The sequence below is a fragment of the Allobranchiibius sp. GilTou38 genome (genome assembly GCF_017565325.1).
GTDB classification, from domain to species: Bacteria; Actinomycetota; Actinomycetes; order Actinomycetales; family Dermatophilaceae; genus Allobranchiibius; species Allobranchiibius huperziae.
In genome coordinates, this window is sequence record NZ_JAGEKN010000005.1 from 94,967 (window position 1) to 113,171 (window position 18,205).

The following is an 18,205-nucleotide window of genomic DNA, read 5'->3' on the forward strand; positions in this document are numbered from 1 at the left end:
GTCCGTGCAAACTGCGCTCCTCCTCTCTGCGGCATTGAGCCAAGATCAACGGACGCTTCGACGGGGTGACTCCGACCGTATTAGCTACACGAAACCTATTGCGCGAAAACGCTTTATGGCTCAACTACAGGGCGCTCAGGTCAGTGGCGGCACCGATGGACAGACCGTGGGATCGTCCGCTCATGCCCAGAGCCCCGCCGCGCGCGACGGGTAGGAAAACTTCTCAGCATCTTCGCCCTTTCACCGCAAATGTCACATCGAAAAGCGACAGCGTCGCGTAGCCGGAGGCCTCCCGTCACATGTCGAGCCGCACCGTGGTGTCGCCCGGACCCCGGCGCGCGGCGCCGGGCCGTAGGAGCGTGGCCGGTGCGGTGCGGCCGTCGGCGGCCACCGCGTGCCAGGCTGGACTGAAGGAGAGGCGGTGGTCGATGCGTCGGGACACGTTGCGCGTGCCGCGTCCGCTCATGCGGGGTTTCCGGCGAGCCTGGCCGACCTTCCCCTCGACCTGGTCCGAGGCATCACGCCGTGTGCAGCCCGCCGCCGCACAGATCGGCCGCCTCACCGGGGCGGCGGTGCTGGCGTACCTGGGCTCGACGCTCCTCTTCACTCACGTCGTCGATCTGACCGCGCCACTCACGGCACTGCTCGTCGTGCAGGCCTCCACCGTCGGCACGCTGCGGATGGCGATGGTCCGCGTCGGAGCCGTCCTCACGGGGGTGCTGGTCGCCACGGGGTTCTCCAACTACTTCGGACTGTCGTGGTGGTCTCTCGCGGCCGTCATCAGTGCCTCCCTGGTGCTGGCCAAGATGTTGCGGCTGGGTGCGCAGTCCCTCGAGACGCCGATCAGCGCGATGCTGATCCTGGCCGTGAGCTCACCCGGGCTCGCCGCGGAGATCCGGATCGGCAACACCTTGATCGGCACCGTCGTCGGGGTCGCCTTCAGCGTGCTGGTGCCCGTCGCGATCCCCAACACCCGGGCCCGGGACGCCGTACGCGGAGTGGCCCGCTCACAGGCCGCCCTGCTCGGCCAGCTCGCGCGCACCCTGTCATCCCGGGCGCCAGGGGTGGAGGAGGCGCAGTCCTGGATCGGTTCCGCCGAGGCGATCGGCCGGGAGCTGGCCGAAGCCGCCACCGCCGTCGAGGCCCTGGAGGAGAGCCGCAAACTCAACCCGCGCGCGCTGGTCGCGTTGCGCATCCATCCTGAGCTGCGGGTCGCGCTGCAGCGACTGGACCGCTGCTGCGCCGCCGAACGCGCCCTCGCCGTCCTGGCCGAGCGCAGGGCCTTCGCCTCGGACGGCGCGGATGGCGCGGACGCGTGGGACCCGAACCTGCGGGTGGTCTTCTCGGTGCTGCTGGACTCCCTGGCCTCCGGCGTGCACGAGTTCGGGGACCTCGTGGCCGCCGATCGGGTGGACGAGGCCGAGCAGGCGCTCGACCGGATCCGCGAGGTCGTGCTGGAGACCCGGGCCCGGCACACCGAGCTCGTGATGATCGATCCCATGACCGACACCGACTCCTGGATGATGCAGGGATCCATGCTGGCCGCCATCGACCAGATCGTGCGCCAGCTCGACCTGGAACATCCCGAGCAGGCGACGGCCGCGTGGAACGTGCGGCCCGGACTGGAGTGGGCTCCACGCACCTGGGTCCAGACGGGGCAGCGGATCGTGCCGCCTGTCGCCCGTCGACCCGGACGCCGGCGCGGCGCGGAGGACGGCGTCACCACGGACTGACCCTGGTGGATGCCCTCCCGACATCCCTGCGGGCCGGCAGCAGCCCCACAGATCGCGCACCGTCGTTACGGCGTCGGTTGCGTACGGACCGCCAGCTGGTCCCGGAAGATCCGGGCACTGTCCGGGTCCAGGACACCTCGGCGGACCAGCTCCGCGATGCAGAGCAGCGTCACGCCGTACGACGCGTACGCCAGGTCGCAGATCAGCCCCAGGTGATGCAGTTGGTCCTCGCTCAGCACATCGAGGCGCGCCAGGTCGCGCACGTAGAGGACATCGGCCTCCACCAGGTGCCGAGCCTGTTCCTGCAGCGGGTCGGCCCACTGCAGAGGCGCGAGCGGCCAGGTCTTGGTGTTGACGAACAGGTGGGGCACGAAGCCTTGGGTCCGCAGCTCCAGGTCGAGGTCGGCGAAGGTGGGCTGGTCCTCGTACAGCCGGGTGAACCCCACCTCGGTCTGCACGGCGACCGCTCTGGCGAGCAGCCGCCGACCGTGCCGGAAGACGTCGAGCTCACCGCCCTGGATGTCGATCTTGAGGTAGTCCAGCTGCTCGATCTCGGTGATGTCGTCCAGGCGTCGGGTGGCCATCGGGACGCGGTCGGTCACCGACGCCATCCCCGGGAAGTCGGTCAACAGTCCCAGTTGGGCACGGTCCGGCTCGAGCATGCTGGCGAAGCCGCTCTCGACGCAGAGTCGCAGGGTGTGCTCGGTCCCGTCCCCCACGGCGTACGGCAGGTAGCGGTGCGCCCCGTCCTCTCTCGTCGTGAGTTCGGCATACGCGGACTCCTGCGGCTCGAACCCGGTCACCCGGGCGACTCCCGGCTCCAGCAGCGGCGCGTACGGCGGCTCCCCGTCGATGGGGTTGGCGCCGATGTCGACGATCTCGACCGGACGTCGACCGCTCAGCACATGCGTGGCGGCGTCGGGTGCGGGTGGGGTGGAGGGCACGAGCGTCAGCCTAGGTGGGCCCGGTGCGGACATACTGGCCGAATGAGCGATGACGCGAACGACCCGAACCCCCAGGAACCCGCCCAGCAGCTCAGCCCCGACGAGGGTGAGGCAGGCGACACGGGGCTCGTCGCGGACTCCGAGGCGAGCGGCGGCAGCGGCGCCGCGACCGGGGAGGACAAGAGCTTCTCGCAGCAGGAGGACGAGAAGCGACCGGGCGACGGCCCTGCCGCCCGCGACTGACCGAACCTCCGCACGACACGACGATGCCCCCTCACCGATGGTGAGGGGGCATCGTCGTGACGTGGACGCTCAGGGGCGGCCGTACCCCGAGGGGGTGCCGTAGACGGCCTCGATCTTCACGTGGTCGCCGGGCTTGGGCGCGGCGATCATCATGCCGTTACCCAGGTAGATGCCGACGTGGTAGGCGGGGCTGCCGAAGAACACCAGGTCGCCCGGCTGGGGGGTGCTCACGGGAGTCGCCGACGCCTGCTGGGCCGCCGCGGTGCGCGGCAGGTTGATGCCGAGCTGGGCGTAGACGTAGCTGGTGAATCCGGAGCAGTCGAACCCGCTGGGGGTGGTGCCGCCGTAGACGTAGGGAACACCGATGTAGCGCTCCGCGATCGCGACGACGCCGCTGGCGGACGAGGGCGCCGAGACGGTGCTGCCACCGCCGTTGGCCGACCGGACCGGCGTCGTGTGCTTCGGCGCGGGCTGACTCACGGCGTGGCGCACCGGGGCGACCGCGTGGCGCACCGGGGCGACCACGTGGCGCACCGGAGCCAGCGCCGCCTTCTTCACGACGGGCGCGACGTAGGTGTCCGCGTGGACGGCGACGAGCCGGGTGTGGGCGTCGACCGCCGCGGCGACGTGCGGGGCGGACGTACGAGCGGTGTTCTGCACCAGCGTCATCGACGCCTGGGCGGGAGCCGCGGCGGAGGCCGGGCCCTGGTGCTTCGTGTCAGCGGCCTGCGCGGACTGGGAGAACACGGCGGAGGCCACGAGGCCGCCGCCGACAGCTACCGCGGCGGACACGCGTGCGGTGGTGTTGAAGGACGTGGACAACTTGCTCGGGGCGCGATGACGCCCCCGGGGCTGCATGACAGACACGGATGAAAACCTCTCGGCGCCTACGAGGTGAGCTGTCGGGCTCGGGTGGAGGTGTTACCCGGTCCGTGGCAGTCCGTTCCCCGATGACTGCCCGTGACTTAGCCCCGAGGCCGTCCCGATACTGCGAACGGCCGAAGGTGGGTCCCCCGCTCCTGCCTTGCGGATCGTTGCATTCCCGGGCTGCTTGGCAGGACTCGGCGGTGCCGCTCGGGGGTCCTCAGGCTGAGAACCGCCGCCTAAGATACATCAGCTGCACACCCAGGTCACAACGAGGTCACAACGACGGTGGACATCTCCCCGAGCCGGCGGACCGCGCCTCAGGAGACGGGCACGGCTCCCGCGGCGAGGGCCGCCGTGGAGGGCAGCTGCACGAAGACGTGCGAGGCGATCTCAGGGGGAAGCGAGACGCCCTCCGGCCCGTCCTCGACCCGGGCCAGCACCCGCCCGTCCTCCAGGCGTGCGCGCACGACGGCGCCGGGTGAGATGCCGGCGGCGGTCAGCACCTCCAGAGTGGCGTGATCGGCCTGCGCGGGTTCGCCGATGCGGCGTACGACGAGCAGCGACGGCTCGGCGGAGACCACCTCGGTGAGGGAGGCGACGCCGTCCCGGAACTTCTCGATGGTCCCGGTCTCCCCCAGTTCGGCGAGACCGGGGATCGGGTTGCCGTAGGGGGAGAGAGTGTGGTCCTTCAGCATCGTGAGGATCTTGCGCTCGACCCGCTCGCTCATCACGTGTTCCCAGCGGCAGGCCTCGTCGTGCACGTACTCCAGCTCCAGCCCGATCACGTCGACCAGCAGCCGCTCGGCCAGCCGGTGCTTGCGCATGACGCGGGTGGCCAGGGTGCGGCCGTGCTCGGTGAACTCCAGGTGGCGGTCGCCCGCGAGGGTGAGCAGGCCGTCGCGTTCCATCCTGGCGACGGTCTGGGACACCGTCGGCCCGGAGTGGCCGAGACGCTCGGCGATCCGGGCGCGCAGCGGGACGATGCCCTCCTCCTCCAGATCGAAGATGGTGCGCAGGTACATCTCGGTGGTGTCGATCAAGTCGGTCACAGGGTCGATCTTCCCATCCCGGACCGGCGTCGGCACCCGTCGGCGCACAGTGACCACGCAGCGCCCGTTCGGGAATCATCCGGGCCGGGCGGTCGTTCCAGTGAACGTGGCAGCACGGACGTCCCCTCGTCTGCTGTCACGCGAAGGTCTCGGACTCCGGTCCGGGGCGAGCGGGCTGCGAAGCCCGGCTCGGGCGGCCGCCATCTCCCCCCTGTATGGCGGTCGCCCTCTTCCTTCCTCAACCGCCTCGCGAAACCCCGTTGCGGGCCACCTGCCGACGTGTCTACCGTGCTGGGTACACGAGAAAGGAGGTGGTCCGAGAGTGCATTCATCTAGGACGCGTGAGGTGGTTGCGCACTAGCGCAGCCGTTGGTCGGCCTCCCATTCGGTGACCGGCTCTTCAACGGACGGCGTTGGTGAAGACCACGCACCACCGCAGCCCGTGGGGGCGCGACCCGTCCATCGCGCACCGGCCACCAGGTCGGACCCCGCGGGCTGTTTCACGCCCACTCCCGAGTGGCATACCTATGTTTCGAGTGGCGCACTCCCACCGGGTGCACTCGAGCGGCTTCTCCGCCACTCGACAGGTCGAGCGGGTCAGGGCTGCAGGCGCTCCCGGGTCCAGACCGACGGGTCGTCCAGGGCACCCTCGCCGGTACGCGTGAAGCGCACCCGGTCGTGCAGCCGGCTCGCCTGACCCACCCAGAACTCCACCTCGTCGACGTGGATCACGTATCCGCCCCAGAAGGGCGGCACCGGCACGTCGCCGGCGCGGCCGTGGTCTGGATAGCGCTCGGCGTACCGCTGCTCGGCAGCCTCCAGTGCGGCGCGGTCCGCGACCGGGCGGCTCTGGTCCGAGGCCCACGCGCTGATGCGCGAGCCCCACGGACGGGAGTCGAAGTACTCGGCGACGATGTCGCGCGGCAACTGCTCGGCGCGGCCGGTGAAGCGGATCGCGTGGTAGAGCGCGGGCCAGGTCAGGGTGGCGGCGATCCGTGGGTCGGCCGCCAGATCGGTGCCCTTGCGCGACTCCAGGTTGGTGTAGAAACCAGGTCCCGCGGGGGTGAGGTACCGCATGAGCACCGTACGGACCGTGGGGGCGCCCGAAGCGTCCACGGTGGCGACGCTGATCGCGTCCGGCTCGTGCACCCCGGGCTGGGTGTCGTCCGCCGCGGCCTCGCGGGCCTGTCGCACCCACTCCTCGATGACCGGCCAGGGCGCGTCCGGCACCTCGCCCTCCTCGAGGCCGCGCCCGTCGTAGTCCCACCGGGTGATCTCACTCATCGAGCCAGCGTAGGCGCTGGCACACTTTCGGCCGTGAGCATCGTCATCCCGCGCGAACTGCGGCCGTCCGACGGTCGGTTCGGTTCCGGACCGAGCAAGGTGCGCCCCGCGCAGCTGGACCTCCTGCGCGACCTCGGCACCGACGTCCTCGGCACCTCCCACCGACAGGAACCGGTGCGCGCCCTGGTGCGCGAGGTCCGCTCCTCGCTGCACGACTTCCTCGGCGCCCCGGGGGACTACGAGATCGTGCTGGGCAACGGCGGTTCCACGCTCTTCTGGGACGTCGCGACGTTCTCGCTGATCAGGGAGCGGTCCGTGCACGGCGTGTGCGGGGAGTTCAGCTCGAAGTTCGCGGCCGCGGTGGCAGCGGCACCCTTCCTGGCCGAACCGGTGGTCACCCGTTCGGTGCCCGGCGAGGTCGATCCGCTGAGCGCGGTCCCCGGCGCGGACGCCTACGCCTACGCCCAGAACGAGACGTCGACGGGCGCGATGCAGCCGGTACGCCGCGTCACCGGCGCCGATGCCGGCGCGCTGATGCTGGTCGACGCCACCTCCGGCGCGGGCGGCCTGCCGGTCGACCTGCGCGAGGCGGACGTCTACTACTTCGCGCCGCAGAAGTCGTTCGCCTCCGACGGCGGCCTGTGGTTGGCGGCGATGTCACCGGCCGCACTGGAGCGCACGGCCACGATCTCCTCGAGTGACCGATGGATTCCACCCAGTCTGAATCTGCAGACGGCAGTGGACAACTCACGCCTCGACCAGACCTACAACACCCCTGCCGTGGCGACGCTGGCCCTCATGGTGAGCCAGCTGCGGTGGCTGCAGGCAGGCGGCGGTCTCGACTTCGCCGTCGCGCGCAGCGTCGAGAGCAGCCGGCGGCTCTACGACTGGGTCGAGCACACGTCGTACGCGAGCGCGTTCGTCGCCGACCCGGCCGCCCGCTCGTGCGTGGTGGCGACCGTCGACTTCGATGACGCGATCGACGCGGCCCTGCTCGCCAGGACCCTGCGCGAGAACGGCGTGGTCGACACCGAGCCCTACCGCGCGCTGAAGCGCAACCAGCTGCGGATCGGCATGTACCCCTCGGTCGATCCGGACGACGTCAGCGCGCTGACCGCGTGCATCGAGTACGTCGTGCAGCGGATCGCCTGACGCTCCCGTCGGCACGCTGACGGCGTTCGCGTTCGTTGACGGCGTTCGAACACCGTCAACGAACGCAAACACCATCAGGGTGGGGATCTACGAAGGCGCCTTCAGTGGTGGTGGGCGTGGGCCGGTTCGTCGACCGGGTCGCCGTTCATGTAGGCCAGCATCCCCACCCCGCCGGTGCGCACGAACCGCAGGACGAGCCCGGCCGCCACCACGAGGAAGACCAGGTTGAGCCAGGTCGTGTAGTTCCAGCTGATCGCGCCGTTGCCGGTGAAGGCGTGCCCCGCCGCGGGCACCAGGTGCAGGACGCCGAAGACCACCTCCACGACGTACCCGGCGACGACCATCGCCAGGTAGAAGAAGCCAGCGATGACGAGGGTCATGCGGGTGCCGTAGTACTTGCGGTAGATGAGCAGGATCGGCACGATCAGCAGATCGGCGAACATGAACGACACCACCCCGCCGAAGCTGATGCCGCCGTTCCACAGCACCGCCGCCAGCGGGACGTTGCCGATCGAGCACACGAAGCTGGCCACCGCGATGACCGGGCCGATCAGCGGCCCCCACACCTCGGACCAGCCGCCGTGGCCGGCCAGGAACAGGTGCCCCCAGAAGCTGTCGGGCACCCACGCGGCCACCGCGCCCGCGATGAGCAGCCCGATCACGATGTCGCGCAGGACCGCCAGCCACTCCATCACGAAGATGTGACTGACGCTCGTGGCGCCTGCCGGCGAGAGCAGCCGTCGGGCGAAGGAGCCTTCGCCGCCGACCGTCATGTCCATGGCCGCGTGTCCCTCCATCGAGCCCGCGGCGCCGCGATCGGCCTGCTCCCTCGCCGCCTGCACCACCCGTGAGCGCAGGAAGAGCCGGAAGCACACGGCGACCACGAGGATCATCAGCGGGCCGCCGACGAACTCGGCCAGGGTGAACTGCCACCCGAGCAGCAGCGCGAGGATCACTCCGAGCTCCACCACCAGGTTGGTGCTGGCGATCTCGAAGACCATCGCCGCGGTGAAGCTCGCACCCTTGCGGAAGAGCGAGCGGGCGAGCGCGACGGCTGCGTACGAACAGGACGAGCTCGCGATCCCGAAGCCGGTGGCGCGCGCCAGCGTGGCCGGGCGGTCATCGCCGAGGGTGGCGATGATCGCCTCCCGCCGGACCAGTGCCTGCACCACCGCGGAGATGCCGAAGCCGAGGATCAGCGACCACAGGATCTGCCAGGTCATCAGGCCGGCCATCCGCAACGCGTCCGCGACCTGCGCGACGGGTCCGCTCTCCATCGTCCGAATATATACCCCATGGGGGTATGTGTCATGGGTAGGTTTGAGCGCAGCCGAAGGGAGACCGTGATCGACACGCACGCTGACCAGGACGAACTCGGATCACTCGAGCGCTACCTTGACCTCGCTCCCCGCGCGGTAGCGGTGTCTAGGGAATGCGGGCCGTTCACCGTCTTCGTGCGGGACAACCCGCGCGGACATCCCCTCTACGCCCGGCCGCGTCTCGGCTACTCCCGACCCGTCTCCCCCGAGGAGGTACGCCGGGTCCTGGACTTCCAGCGCGCGATCGGGGTGCCCCGCGCGCTGGAGTGGGTGCACGAGACCACCCCCACCCTGCTGCCGGCCGCACGGGAGGCGGGGATGAGCGTTCAGGAGTGCGCGCTGCTGCGTCTGGGGCGGTTCGCGCCGACGAAGACGCCGACCGGATACCGCGTGCACGAGATGACCGCGGACGATCCGCAGACCGGCGCCGTGCTCGCCGCCATCGACGCCAGCTTCCGCGACAGCGACCGGATGGGGCCACCGGAATCCAGCGAGCAGAAGCTGCGCATGCGCGCTCGCCTCCTGGTGCTGGTGGGTGCGTTCGACACCCTCGGGCGACCCGTCGGCGGTGGGATGCACAATCCAAGGGGTGACCTCACCGAGGTGACCGGGATCGGCACCCTGCCCGCCCACCGGGGCCGCGGCATCGGTACGGCGATCACCAGCATCCTCACCGGGACCGCGTTGCGAGAGGGTCGGTCGCCCTTCCTCTCGGCAGCCACGCGGTCCGCGGTGTCCGTCTACGAGACGGTCGGATATGCACGCGTGGGCACCGCGTGCATCGCGACCGAGAACGAGCGAGGTTGACGACCGTGGCCGACCTGAACCTCACCAGGCAGGAGTGCGCCCGGCGTGCCGAGCAGGTGCGCCTGCTGGAGCACCACGTGCGCCTGGACCTGCGGCACGCCGCCGATCCCGCGGAGAAGACCTTCGAGTCCCGCAGCACGGTGCGGTTCACGGCGACCGGCGACGCCAGCTGGATCGACATCGTGGCGCAGGAGATCGTCTCCGCGACGCTCAACGGCACCGCCCTGGACGTCAGCGGCTACGACGGAGCCCGGCTGCCGCTGCCCGGTCTCGCGCCGGACAACGAGCTCGTCGTCCACGCACGCTGTCTCTACAGCCGCACCGGCGAGGGGATGCACCGCTTCACCGACCCCTCCGACGGCGAGACCTACCTCTACACCCACTTCGAACCCACCGACAGCAGAAGGGTCTTCGCGGTCTTCGAGCAGCCGGACCTGAAGTGCCGGTTCACCTTCGAGGTCGTCGCCGATGCACGATGGCTGATCCGCTCCGGCCAGTCCGAGGTGTCCCGGCGGGAGTACGACGGGCTCGCGGACGTGCGCTTCGCCCCCACCCCGCTGCAGTCGTCGTACGTCACGGCCGTCGCCGTCGGCCCCTATCACCTGGTCACCGATCTGTGGTCGGTCGACCGTGCGGGCGGCACGCGGCACGAGGTGCCGCTCGGCGTCATGTGCCGGGCGTCGATGGCCGACCACCTGGACGCCGAGGACATCCTCCAGGTCACCAAACAGGGTCTGCTCTACTTCGACGAGCTCTTCGGATTCCCGTACCCGTGGGGCAAGTACGACCAGATCTTCGTTCCCGAGTACAACATCGGCGCGATGGAGAACCCGGGCCTGGTGACCTTCGTGGAGAGCTTCGTGCATCGTGGGCAGCCGACGTTGCCGGAGCTCGCGAGCCGTGCCGAGGTGGTCCTGCACGAGATGGCGCACATGTGGTTCGGCAACCTGGCCACGATGCGCTGGTGGGACGGCCTCTGGCTCAAGGAGTCGTTCGCGGACCTGATGGGCTACCAGGCGAGCGTCGAGGCCACGCGCTACACCTCCGGCTGGACGTCCTTCGCGATCGGGCGCAAGCAGTGGGCCTACACCCAGGACCAGCTGCCGACGACCCACCCGATCGCCGCCGACATCCCCGATGTCGAGGCTGCGGCGCAGAACTTCGACGGCATCACCTACGCCAAGGGCGCGGCGGTCCTCAAGCAGCTGCAGGCGTACGTCGGACGCGACCGGTTCGACGACGGCGTCCGCCGCTATTTCGCTCAACATGCCTACGGTTCCACCGAACTCGAGGACTTCCTCGAGCCGCTCTCCGCGGCCAGCGGACGCGACCTGAGCGTCTGGGCGCAGGCGTGGCTGCGCACCTCCGGACCGAGCGAGATCAGCGCTGAGGCCGGCGAGGATCGGTCCGAGGACGTCCTCGTCGTGCGGCAGGCGACCCCGGAGACTGCCGGCGCCGCGGTCGACCCGCGACCCCATGTCTTCTCGGTGGGCGTCTACACGGAGAAGGATGCTGCCCTGCAGCGCACCCAGCTCGTACGGGTGGGCCTCGACGGCCCTTCGGTCGAGGCACGGCTCGACCGTGCCGTGCGCGATGCGCCCGACCTCGTGCTGCCGAACGACGAGGACTTCACGTACGCCATCAGCCGACTCGACCCCGGTTCGCAGGAGACCGCCCACCGGCTCCTGTCGACCGTGCCGTCGGAGGTCTCCCGCGCCCTCATCTGGTCGGCGCTGTGGAACCACACCCGTGACGCTCAGCTGTGCCCGGTGCGCTTCCTGGAGACGGTCCGCGGCCAGCTGGTCACCGAGGGCAGTTCGTTCCTTCTGCGATCCGTGCTCGCCATGGCACGTTCGGCCGTGCACCACTTCCTGCAGGGCGACGACCAGCGCCGGACGGCGACCGACCTGGCCCGCCTTGCGCACAGCCGGATGACCCGGACCACCGGCGATGTGCAACTGGTGTGGGCGCGGGCGCTGGCCTGGTTCGGGGCCCTCACACCGGACGTCGCGCCGTTGATCCAGCCGCTGGTGACCGAGGACCAGCCGCCACCCTGGCTGAACGTCGACCCCGAGCTGCGGTGGTCGTTCGTGACCGCGCTGAGCGCCACCGGTGCACGGCCGCGGACTCTGTTGGCCCAGGACCTGCGACGCGACTTCACGATGAGCGGGCAGACGTCGTACGACCAGGCGCTGGCGAGTCTTCCCGAGCCCGAGGCGAAGGCGCAGGCGTGGCACTCGCTCGCGGACGCGTCCGGCGCGGGGCTGACCAACGACCGGCAGCGCGCCCTGATCGTGGGCTTCGGTCAGCCGGTCAGCAGCGACCTCACCAGGGAGTACGCCGAGCCGTACTTCGACGTCCTCACCACGGTCTGGGCGCAGCAGTCGCAGACCATGGCGAGCCGCTTCGTCAGCGGCATGTTCCCGGCGCCGCAGGCGAGCGACGACGTGACGGCCGACGACGAACCCGTCGTGGTCATGGCGCGGGACTGGCTGCGCCGCCACGACGAGGCACCTGCGGCGCTGCGGCGCGGTGTGGTCGAGGGATTGGACGACGTCGAACGCACGCTGCGGGTACGCGCGGCGCGCTGAGCCTCAGTGCACGAGCGCCGCGACCACGGCGATGCCGACGAAGACCGCGAGGGCCACCAGCACGATCAGCCGGCGGAACCTCGGCGACATCAGGCGACCCGCTCGGGGATGATCTCGCGGGCGACCTCGCGCGCCGTCACCTGCACCAGCGGCAGGTGCGGCAGGGGCTGACGCTCGATCCGCAGCCGCAGCTGTTGATTGCGCATGAGGTAGACCATCGCACCGATCACCGTCAGACCGGTCGCGATGCTGCCGACCAGGATGGTCCAGCGCGGGCCCCAGGCTCCGCCGATCCAACCGATCACCGGCGAGCCGAGCGGGGTGCCGCCCATGAAGATGGCCATGTAGAGCGCCATCACGCGTCCGCGCATCTCCGGGCTGACGCCGAGCTGCACCGTCGCGTTCGCGGTGGTGAGCACGGTCAGGGCGCACAAGCCCGTGGGGATGAGGAAGAGGGCGAAGAACCAGAACGACGGGGCCAGCGCGGCGGCCGTGGACGCCACGGTGAACCCGGCCAGGGAGACCAACAGGATGCGCAGCCGTGGACGCGGTCGGCGCGCCGCCATCAGTGCGGCCGCGAGGGAGCCGATCGCCATGATCGAGCCCAGGAGGCCGTACTCGGTGGCGCCCTCGTGGAACTCCGAGGTCGACATCAGGGCGATGGTGATCTGGAAGTTCATCCCGAAGGTGCCGAGCATGAACACCATGACCATCACCAGGACGATGTCCGGCCGGTGCCGCACGTAGGCGAGACCCTCGCGGATCCGACCCTTGCCCGAGCTGCGCGGGGAGGGTCGCAGCTCACTGGTGCGCAGCAGCCCGAGGGCCACGAGCACCGCGATGAACGACCCCGTGTTGAAGACGAGGGTGTAGCCCGTGCCGACCGCTGCGATCAGCAGTCCCGCGACGCCGGGGCCGATCAGCCGCGCGGCGTTGAACGATGCGCTGTTGAGACCGACCGCGTTGGCGAGCCGCTCGCGGGGCACCATCTCGGAGACGAACGCCTGTCGCGTTGGGTTGTCGAAGGCGGTCGCCACTCCCTGTAGGAGCGCCAGCACGTAGACGTGCCACAGCTGTACGACGTTCCCGAGCACCAGCCCGGCGAGCAGGGCCGAGGTGATCGCGAGCGCCGACTGGGTCGCGATGAGCACCTTGCGCTTGTGGAACCGGTCGCTGACCGCGCCGGCGAACGGCGCGAGGAGCACCACGGGCGCGAACTGCAGCGCGGTGACGATGCCGAGGTCGGTGGAGTCATGCGGGGTGAGCTGGGTCAGCACCAGCCAGTCCTGGGCGACCCGACCCATCCAGGTGCCGATGTTGGAGACCAGTGCGCCCGCGGCGTACACCCGGTAGTTGCGGATCCGCAGCGACGCGAAGGTGGGGCTCATCGAGCGACCACCCCGTCCAGGATCCGCTGGGCCTCGCGCAGCACTGCACACTCCTCATCGCTCAGACATCTGATGCGTTCGAACATCCACTCGTCACGGGACCGGCGACCCTCGCGCAGCATGGCGCGACCCGCATCGGTGATCGTCACGACGACGCGGCGGCGGTCCTGGGGGTCGGTCTCCCGGGTCAGCGCGCCGAGCTGCTCCAGGCCGGTGAGCGTGCGGGTCATCGACGGCGCGCTCACGCACTCCAGTTCCGCGAGCGTGCGCGGAGTGGAACTGCCGGAGTCGAGCTTCGCGAGCACCGAGAACTGGTGGGGTGCGATCGTCGCGACGTTCTCGAAGCGGGCGCGACGGCTGATCCGCATACAGACGGAGCGCAACTCGACGGCCAGGCGACGGCGGTCCTGTTGCTTCATGTACTTAGGTTAACTCATTACTTGTGCTAAGTATTTCTTTCCAGCCGCTCATGGACCTCGCACACCAGCGACTTTCAGGTAACGTCCAGGAATGGTCCCGATACTGCGCGTATGACGACAGCCGAAGCCCGCCTCCTCGTCGCCGAGGACGAGCTGAACATCCGCGAGTTGCTGTGCACGAGCCTGCGTTTCGCCGGGTTCGAGGTATTTCCTGCGGCCAGTGGCGCCGAGGCGCTGGAGGTCGCGAACACCCAACAGGTCGATCTCGCCGTGCTCGACGTCATGCTGCCGGACTTCGACGGGTTCAGCGTCACCCGCCAGCTGCGCGATCATGGCAAGCAGATGCCGATCGTCTTCCTCACCGCGCGCGACGCGACGGAGGACAAGGTCAAGGGCCTCACCGTCGGCGGTGACGACTACGTCACCAAGCCCTTCAGTCTCGAGGAGGTCGTCGCACGGATCCGCGCCGTGCTGCGGCGTACGAGCGTGGAGCAGCGAGAGAACCCCGCCCTGCGGGTGGCCGACCTCGAACTCGACGACGACTCCCACGAGGTCAACCGGGCCGGACGGATCATCGACGTCTCCCCCACCGAGTTCAAGCTGCTGCGCTACCTGATGCTGAACAATGGACGGGTGCTGTCCAAGACCCAGATCCTCGACCATGTGTGGGACTACGACTTCCGCGGTGAGCCGGGCATCGTCGAGAGCTACATCTCCTACCTGCGTCGCAAGATCGACATCGACGCGGCGCCGCTGATCCACACCAAGCGCGGCATCGGCTACGTCCTGCGCGCACCCCGCGAATGAGGCACGGGTGAGCGGCGCGTGACGTCCGGCCACCCCTCCCTCACCCGGCGGGCAGTGCGCGAGCTGCACGAACTGCCCCTGCGGCTGCGCCTCGCCGCGCTGCTGGTCGCGCTGCTGATGGCGGCTCTGGTCGTCACGGGCGCCGCGGCCACCTACCAGTTGCGCTCCTTCTTGCAGCAGCAGCAGGACACCGAGCTGCAGGTGACCGCGAGGGAGTTGGTCGCCGCAGCTGTCGCGCGTCCGCAGTCGACCGCACCGGTACGTCCGGCGGTCGCCTCCCGCAACGGCTACGTCGTACGGCTGCAGTGGACTCCAACCACCTCGGAGGACTACTTCCGCAGCGGCACCGACCGGCCGCGCTTCCCCGAGCTGCAACCGGGGTCGCCCCGCGTACGCACCGGGCGGCCGTTCACCGTCGGTTCCCTGCAGTCCGACACCCAGTGGCGCGTGGTCGCGGGCACCGCGACCGTGGGTGGCCGCACGATCCCGTACGCGGTCGCGCTCTCCCAGGACCGGGTGCACGACACCGTCGACCGCCTCGCGGCGATCGTCGCGCTGGCCGGACTGATCGCCCTGCTGGCGTGCGCGGTGCTCGGGTGGTTCGCCGTACGCCGGGCGCTACGTCCGCTGCGCCGTATCCAGGACACTGCGCGAGCCATCGCCGCCGGTGACCTGACCCAGCGCATCCCCGTGCAGAACACCCGCGACGAGGTCGCCGGCCTCGCGCAGTCCCTGAACCGCATGCTGACGCGGATCGAGGAGTCCTTCGCCGCGCGGCGCGAGTCCGAGGAGCGGATGCGCCGGTTCGTGGCCGATGCCTCGCACGAGCTGCGGACCCCCCTGGCATCAGTGCGCGGCTACGCCGAGCTCTACCGGATGGGCGCGGTCACCAGCACCGACGACGTCGCCTCGGCGATGCGCCGGATCGAGGAGGAGGCCACCCGGCTCGGGCTGATGGTCGATGAGCTGCTGCTCCTCACCCGGCTCGACGAGCACCCCAGCGGGCCGGGCGACCCGCCGCGCCCCTTCGCACCGGTCGATCTGATGGTGCTGGCCGCCGACGCGGTGCAGGACACCCGCGCCCGCGCGCCGGGTCGGACGGTGCGGATGACCGGGCTGAGCGGGCCGCTGCGCAGCACCATGGTCTCCGGAGACGAGGCGGGGCTGCGCCAGGTGCTGACCAATCTGCTCGCCAATGCCGTCCGCTACACCCCTGAGGGCACCGACATCGAGGTCATGGTGGGGCTCCGGGAGGAAGCGGCACACGTCGTGGTGCGCGATCATGGTCCTGGGGTCGGCACGGACCTGCGCGAGCGGGTCTTCGAGCGCTTCTTCCGGGCCGACGCCGCACGCAACAGCGCGCACGGAGGCAGTGGCCTGGGTCTCGCGATCGTGTCGGCCATCGTGGCCGCTCACCGCGGCTCGGTCGACCTCTTGGAAACACCGGGCGGCGGCGCGACGTTCACCGTGCAGATACCGTCCATCGCACAGCAGGCCCACAGTGACGACGAAGGTCCGGCTCAGTCGACCACCGAAGACTTCGGTGCAGATCGAATCCGCGCCGATTGAGGAGCAGCACGTATGCCGCAGGACCAGTTCCCAGGAAACAGCGATCAGTTCGATGATCGGGACCGCACCGACCCCGGCGCTCCGGCGCAGGGTGCCGGCGGCTCGGCACCGGCCGGTGGCAGCTCCGCGGGCGGGCCTTCTCACACCCAGCCGATCTATCCGCAGCAGCCCTACGGCCGGCCGATGAACCCGCAGGGGCAGCACCCGCAGGGGCAGCATCCGCAGCAGGGCGGGTACGCCGCGCAGAGCCAGCAGGGTCCACAGAGTCCGCAGGGTCCGCAGGGTCCGCAGGGGTCCCCTTACGCCTACCAGTCCGCTCATGGTGGCAGCGCGTTCGGCCCCGCCCCCGCGGCCCCCCGGCGTCGCAACCGGTCGACGTTGTACGCCGTTCCGATCGCGGCGATCCTCGCCGCGGCGCTGGCATCGGGGACCACCTACGCCCTCACCGACCACGGGTCCACGACCTCGGCCGGCGCCACCAGCCCGGCCACGGTGAAGCTGAACCCCGCCGACTACCAGAACAACAACGCCGTCAACTGGACCAGCACCGCCAGCAAGGTGAGCCCGTCGGTCGTGTCCATCACGGTGCGCTCGGGCAACAGCGGCGACCAGGGCTCCGGTGTCGTCCTGGACAAGAGCGGTGACATCGTGACCAACAACCACGTGGTGTCCGCCGCCGTGAACTCGGGAACGGTCCAGGTCACGCTCAGCAACAACGAGACCTACGGCGCCTCCATCGTCGGCACCGACGCCAGCACCGACCTGGCCGTCATCAAGCTCAAGAACCCGCCCAGCACGCTCACCCCCATGCCGCTCGGCAGCGCCGGCTCGCTCGTCGTGGGCCAGCCGGTCATGGCGGTCGGCAACCCGCTCGGGCTCTCGGGCACGGTCACGACCGGCATCATCAGCGCGCTCAACCGGCCGGTGAACACCTCCGAGTCCGACTCCGCCGCGAACACGCTGCCGGTGGTTACCAATGCGATCCAGACGAGCGCGGCGATCAACCCGGGCAACTCCGGTGGCGCCCTGGTCAGCGCCAGCGGCAAGCTGATCGGGATCAACTCCTCGATCGCGACTCTCGGTCAGTCCTCGGGTTCCTCCCAGTCGGGCAACATCGGGATCGGCTTCGCTATCCCCGTGGATGTCGTGAAGAACATCACCGGGCAGCTGCTCAAGAGCGGCAAGGCCACCCATGCCCAGCTCGGGGTGATGGCCGAGGACGGAACCACCAAGCTGAACGGTGCGACCGAGGCTGCCGCTCAGGTGAAGTCCGTCAACAGCGGTAGTGCCGCCGGCCGGGCCGGTCTGAAGCCGGGCGACTACATCATCGACGTCGACGGCCAGCAGGTCGCGAGCAGCGACTCGCTCGTCGGTTTCATCCGGGCCCGCAACGTCGGGCAGAAGGTCGTGCTGACCGTCGTACGCGGTGGCCAGCAGCAGAAGGTCACGGTCACCCTCGGGGAGGCTTCCTCGAACTGAGTGACGTGACGGGGTCATCGACGCGGAGTCTCCCTTCCTTCGCACGACGACCCTGACGGGGTGGGCCCGGCCAGTGACGGGGCCGGGCCCGACCGGGAGGCTCCCGCCGATGCGGCGGGAGCCTCCTGCGTCATGTCGGGCCCTGTGCACAACTTCTGCGGCGGCTCGCCCGTCGTGCGTAGCGTCCGGTGCAGCGGACCGCCGCACGAGCGGCCCGATCGACACCCGGGAGGGACCATGCATCAGCACGCAGACGGCGCGTTCGCCGTCGACAGCGGTCAGCTGTCACAGCACGGCGCGGACGTGGCGATGATCGCCGGTCAGATCCACGACTCGATGGGCGCGATGCGCACCAAACTGGAGTCGTTGCAGGGCACCTGGAAGGGCGCGGCGGCCGGTCAGTACGTGCAGCTGCACCACGAGTGGGAGGTCGCGCAGGAGAAGGTGCGCGCCACGCTCGAGGACATCAGCGTCGCGCTCGGCCGGGCCGGCGGCGCGTACGCCGCGGTCGAGCACCAGGTGATGTCGACGTTCACGCCCTGAGCCTGCCGATC

The 18,205-nt window shown here is 70.0% G+C and carries 17 protein-coding genes and 1 riboswitch; of the genes, 9 read left to right on the forward strand and 8 right to left on the reverse strand.

What is annotated here, in order from left to right; translation table 11 throughout:
* Positions 1-295 precede the first annotated feature (295 nt).
* Positions 296-466 (reverse strand): hypothetical protein, encoded by a 171-nt coding sequence (locus tag JOB34_RS03885; RefSeq protein WP_208051491.1) that lies wholly within the window; start codon positions 464-466, stop codon positions 296-298.
* On the opposite strand from JOB34_RS03885, the gene JOB34_RS03890 reads away from it, so the two are divergent.
* Positions 450-1,733 (forward strand): aromatic acid exporter family protein, encoded by a 1,284-nt coding sequence (locus JOB34_RS03890; protein ID WP_208051492.1) that lies wholly within the window; start codon positions 450-452, stop codon positions 1,731-1,733. The genes JOB34_RS03885 and JOB34_RS03890 overlap by 17 nt on opposite strands.
* A 65-nt stretch (positions 1,734-1,798) precedes the next feature.
* Here JOB34_RS03890 and JOB34_RS03895 read toward each other — a convergent pair whose 3' ends face one another.
* Entirely contained in the window at positions 1,799-2,677 is an 879-nt protein-coding gene (locus JOB34_RS03895; RefSeq protein WP_347813707.1) for an FkbM family methyltransferase, read from the reverse strand.
* 42 nt (positions 2,678-2,719) lie between these two features.
* Here JOB34_RS03895 and JOB34_RS03900 point away from each other — a divergent pair, with 42 nt between their 5' ends.
* On the forward strand, positions 2,720-2,920 hold the full coding sequence (locus tag JOB34_RS03900; protein ID WP_179478962.1) for a hypothetical protein: 201 nt from the start codon (positions 2,720-2,722) through the stop codon (positions 2,918-2,920).
* A 69-nt stretch (positions 2,921-2,989) separates the two neighbouring features.
* On the opposite strand, the gene JOB34_RS03905 is transcribed toward JOB34_RS03900, so the two are convergent.
* The 3 genes from JOB34_RS03905 to pdxH form a co-directional block, all read right to left on the reverse strand.
* A complete protein-coding gene (locus JOB34_RS03905) occupies positions 2,990-3,778 on the reverse strand; it encodes a C40 family peptidase (RefSeq protein ID WP_243757636.1) in 789 nt (262 codons plus the stop codon).
* Positions 3,779-3,792: 14 nt separating this feature from the next.
* Positions 3,793-3,997: riboswitch (cyclic di-AMP (ydaO/yuaA leader) on the reverse strand.
* A gap of 107 nt (positions 3,998-4,104) precedes the next feature.
* A complete protein-coding gene (locus tag JOB34_RS03910) occupies positions 4,105-4,836 on the reverse strand; it encodes a metal-dependent transcriptional regulator (RefSeq protein WP_208051495.1) in 732 nt (243 codons plus the stop codon).
* Between the two features lie 597 nt (positions 4,837-5,433).
* Positions 5,434-6,120, reverse strand: coding sequence for a pyridoxamine 5'-phosphate oxidase (gene pdxH, locus JOB34_RS03915; RefSeq protein WP_208051496.1), 687 nt, complete (start codon positions 6,118-6,120; stop codon positions 5,434-5,436).
* A 39-nt stretch (positions 6,121-6,159) separates the two neighbouring features.
* On the opposite strand from pdxH, the gene serC reads away from it, so the two are divergent.
* Positions 6,160-7,272 (forward strand): phosphoserine transaminase, encoded by a 1,113-nt coding sequence (serC, locus tag JOB34_RS03920; protein ID WP_208051691.1) that lies wholly within the window; start codon positions 6,160-6,162, stop codon positions 7,270-7,272.
* Between the two features lie 101 nt (positions 7,273-7,373).
* On the opposite strand, the gene JOB34_RS03925 is transcribed toward serC, so the two are convergent.
* Positions 7,374-8,549: a permease gene (locus tag JOB34_RS03925; RefSeq protein WP_208051497.1), complete on the reverse strand. Its 1,176-nt coding sequence runs from the start codon at positions 8,547-8,549 to the stop codon at positions 7,374-7,376.
* Between the two features lie 66 nt (positions 8,550-8,615).
* Between JOB34_RS03925 and JOB34_RS18040 the strand changes: the two genes are divergently transcribed.
* A complete protein-coding gene (locus tag JOB34_RS18040) occupies positions 8,616-9,398 on the forward strand; it encodes a GNAT family N-acetyltransferase (RefSeq protein WP_208051498.1) in 783 nt (260 codons plus the stop codon).
* Between the two features lie 5 nt (positions 9,399-9,403).
* Complete coding sequence (gene pepN, locus JOB34_RS03935; RefSeq protein WP_208051499.1) at positions 9,404-11,989, forward strand: aminopeptidase N; 2,586 nt, start codon at positions 9,404-9,406, stop codon at positions 11,987-11,989.
* An 89-nt stretch (positions 11,990-12,078) separates the two neighbouring features.
* Here pepN and JOB34_RS03940 read toward each other — a convergent pair whose 3' ends face one another.
* Both JOB34_RS03940 and JOB34_RS03945 read right to left on the reverse strand, forming a co-directional pair.
* On the reverse strand, positions 12,079-13,377 hold the full coding sequence (locus JOB34_RS03940; RefSeq protein WP_179478950.1) for an MFS transporter: 1,299 nt from the start codon (positions 13,375-13,377) through the stop codon (positions 12,079-12,081).
* Positions 13,374-13,796 carry a MarR family transcriptional regulator gene (locus tag JOB34_RS03945; protein ID WP_179478949.1) on the reverse strand — a complete coding sequence of 141 codons (423 nt, stop codon included), beginning with the start codon at positions 13,794-13,796 and terminating at the stop codon, positions 13,374-13,376. The genes JOB34_RS03940 and JOB34_RS03945 overlap by 4 nt, the downstream gene beginning before the upstream one ends.
* A gap of 111 nt (positions 13,797-13,907) precedes the next feature.
* Between JOB34_RS03945 and JOB34_RS03950 the strand changes: the two genes are divergently transcribed.
* The 4 genes from JOB34_RS03950 to JOB34_RS03965 all read left to right on the forward strand — a co-directional run bounded on the left by JOB34_RS03950 (position 13,908) and on the right by JOB34_RS03965 (position 18,194).
* Entirely contained in the window at positions 13,908-14,603 is a 696-nt protein-coding gene (locus JOB34_RS03950) for a response regulator transcription factor (RefSeq protein WP_208051500.1), read from the forward strand.
* Between the two features lie 18 nt (positions 14,604-14,621).
* Positions 14,622-16,172 (forward strand): HAMP domain-containing sensor histidine kinase, encoded by a 1,551-nt coding sequence (locus tag JOB34_RS03955; protein ID WP_347813708.1) that lies wholly within the window; start codon positions 14,622-14,624, stop codon positions 16,170-16,172.
* A 12-nt stretch (positions 16,173-16,184) separates the two neighbouring features.
* Entirely contained in the window at positions 16,185-17,651 is a 1,467-nt protein-coding gene (locus tag JOB34_RS03960; protein WP_243757603.1) for a trypsin-like peptidase domain-containing protein, read from the forward strand.
* Between the two features lie 237 nt (positions 17,652-17,888).
* Entirely contained in the window at positions 17,889-18,194 is a 306-nt protein-coding gene (locus JOB34_RS03965) for a WXG100 family type VII secretion target (protein ID WP_179478947.1), read from the forward strand.
* The last annotated feature ends 11 nt before the right edge of the window (positions 18,195-18,205 follow it).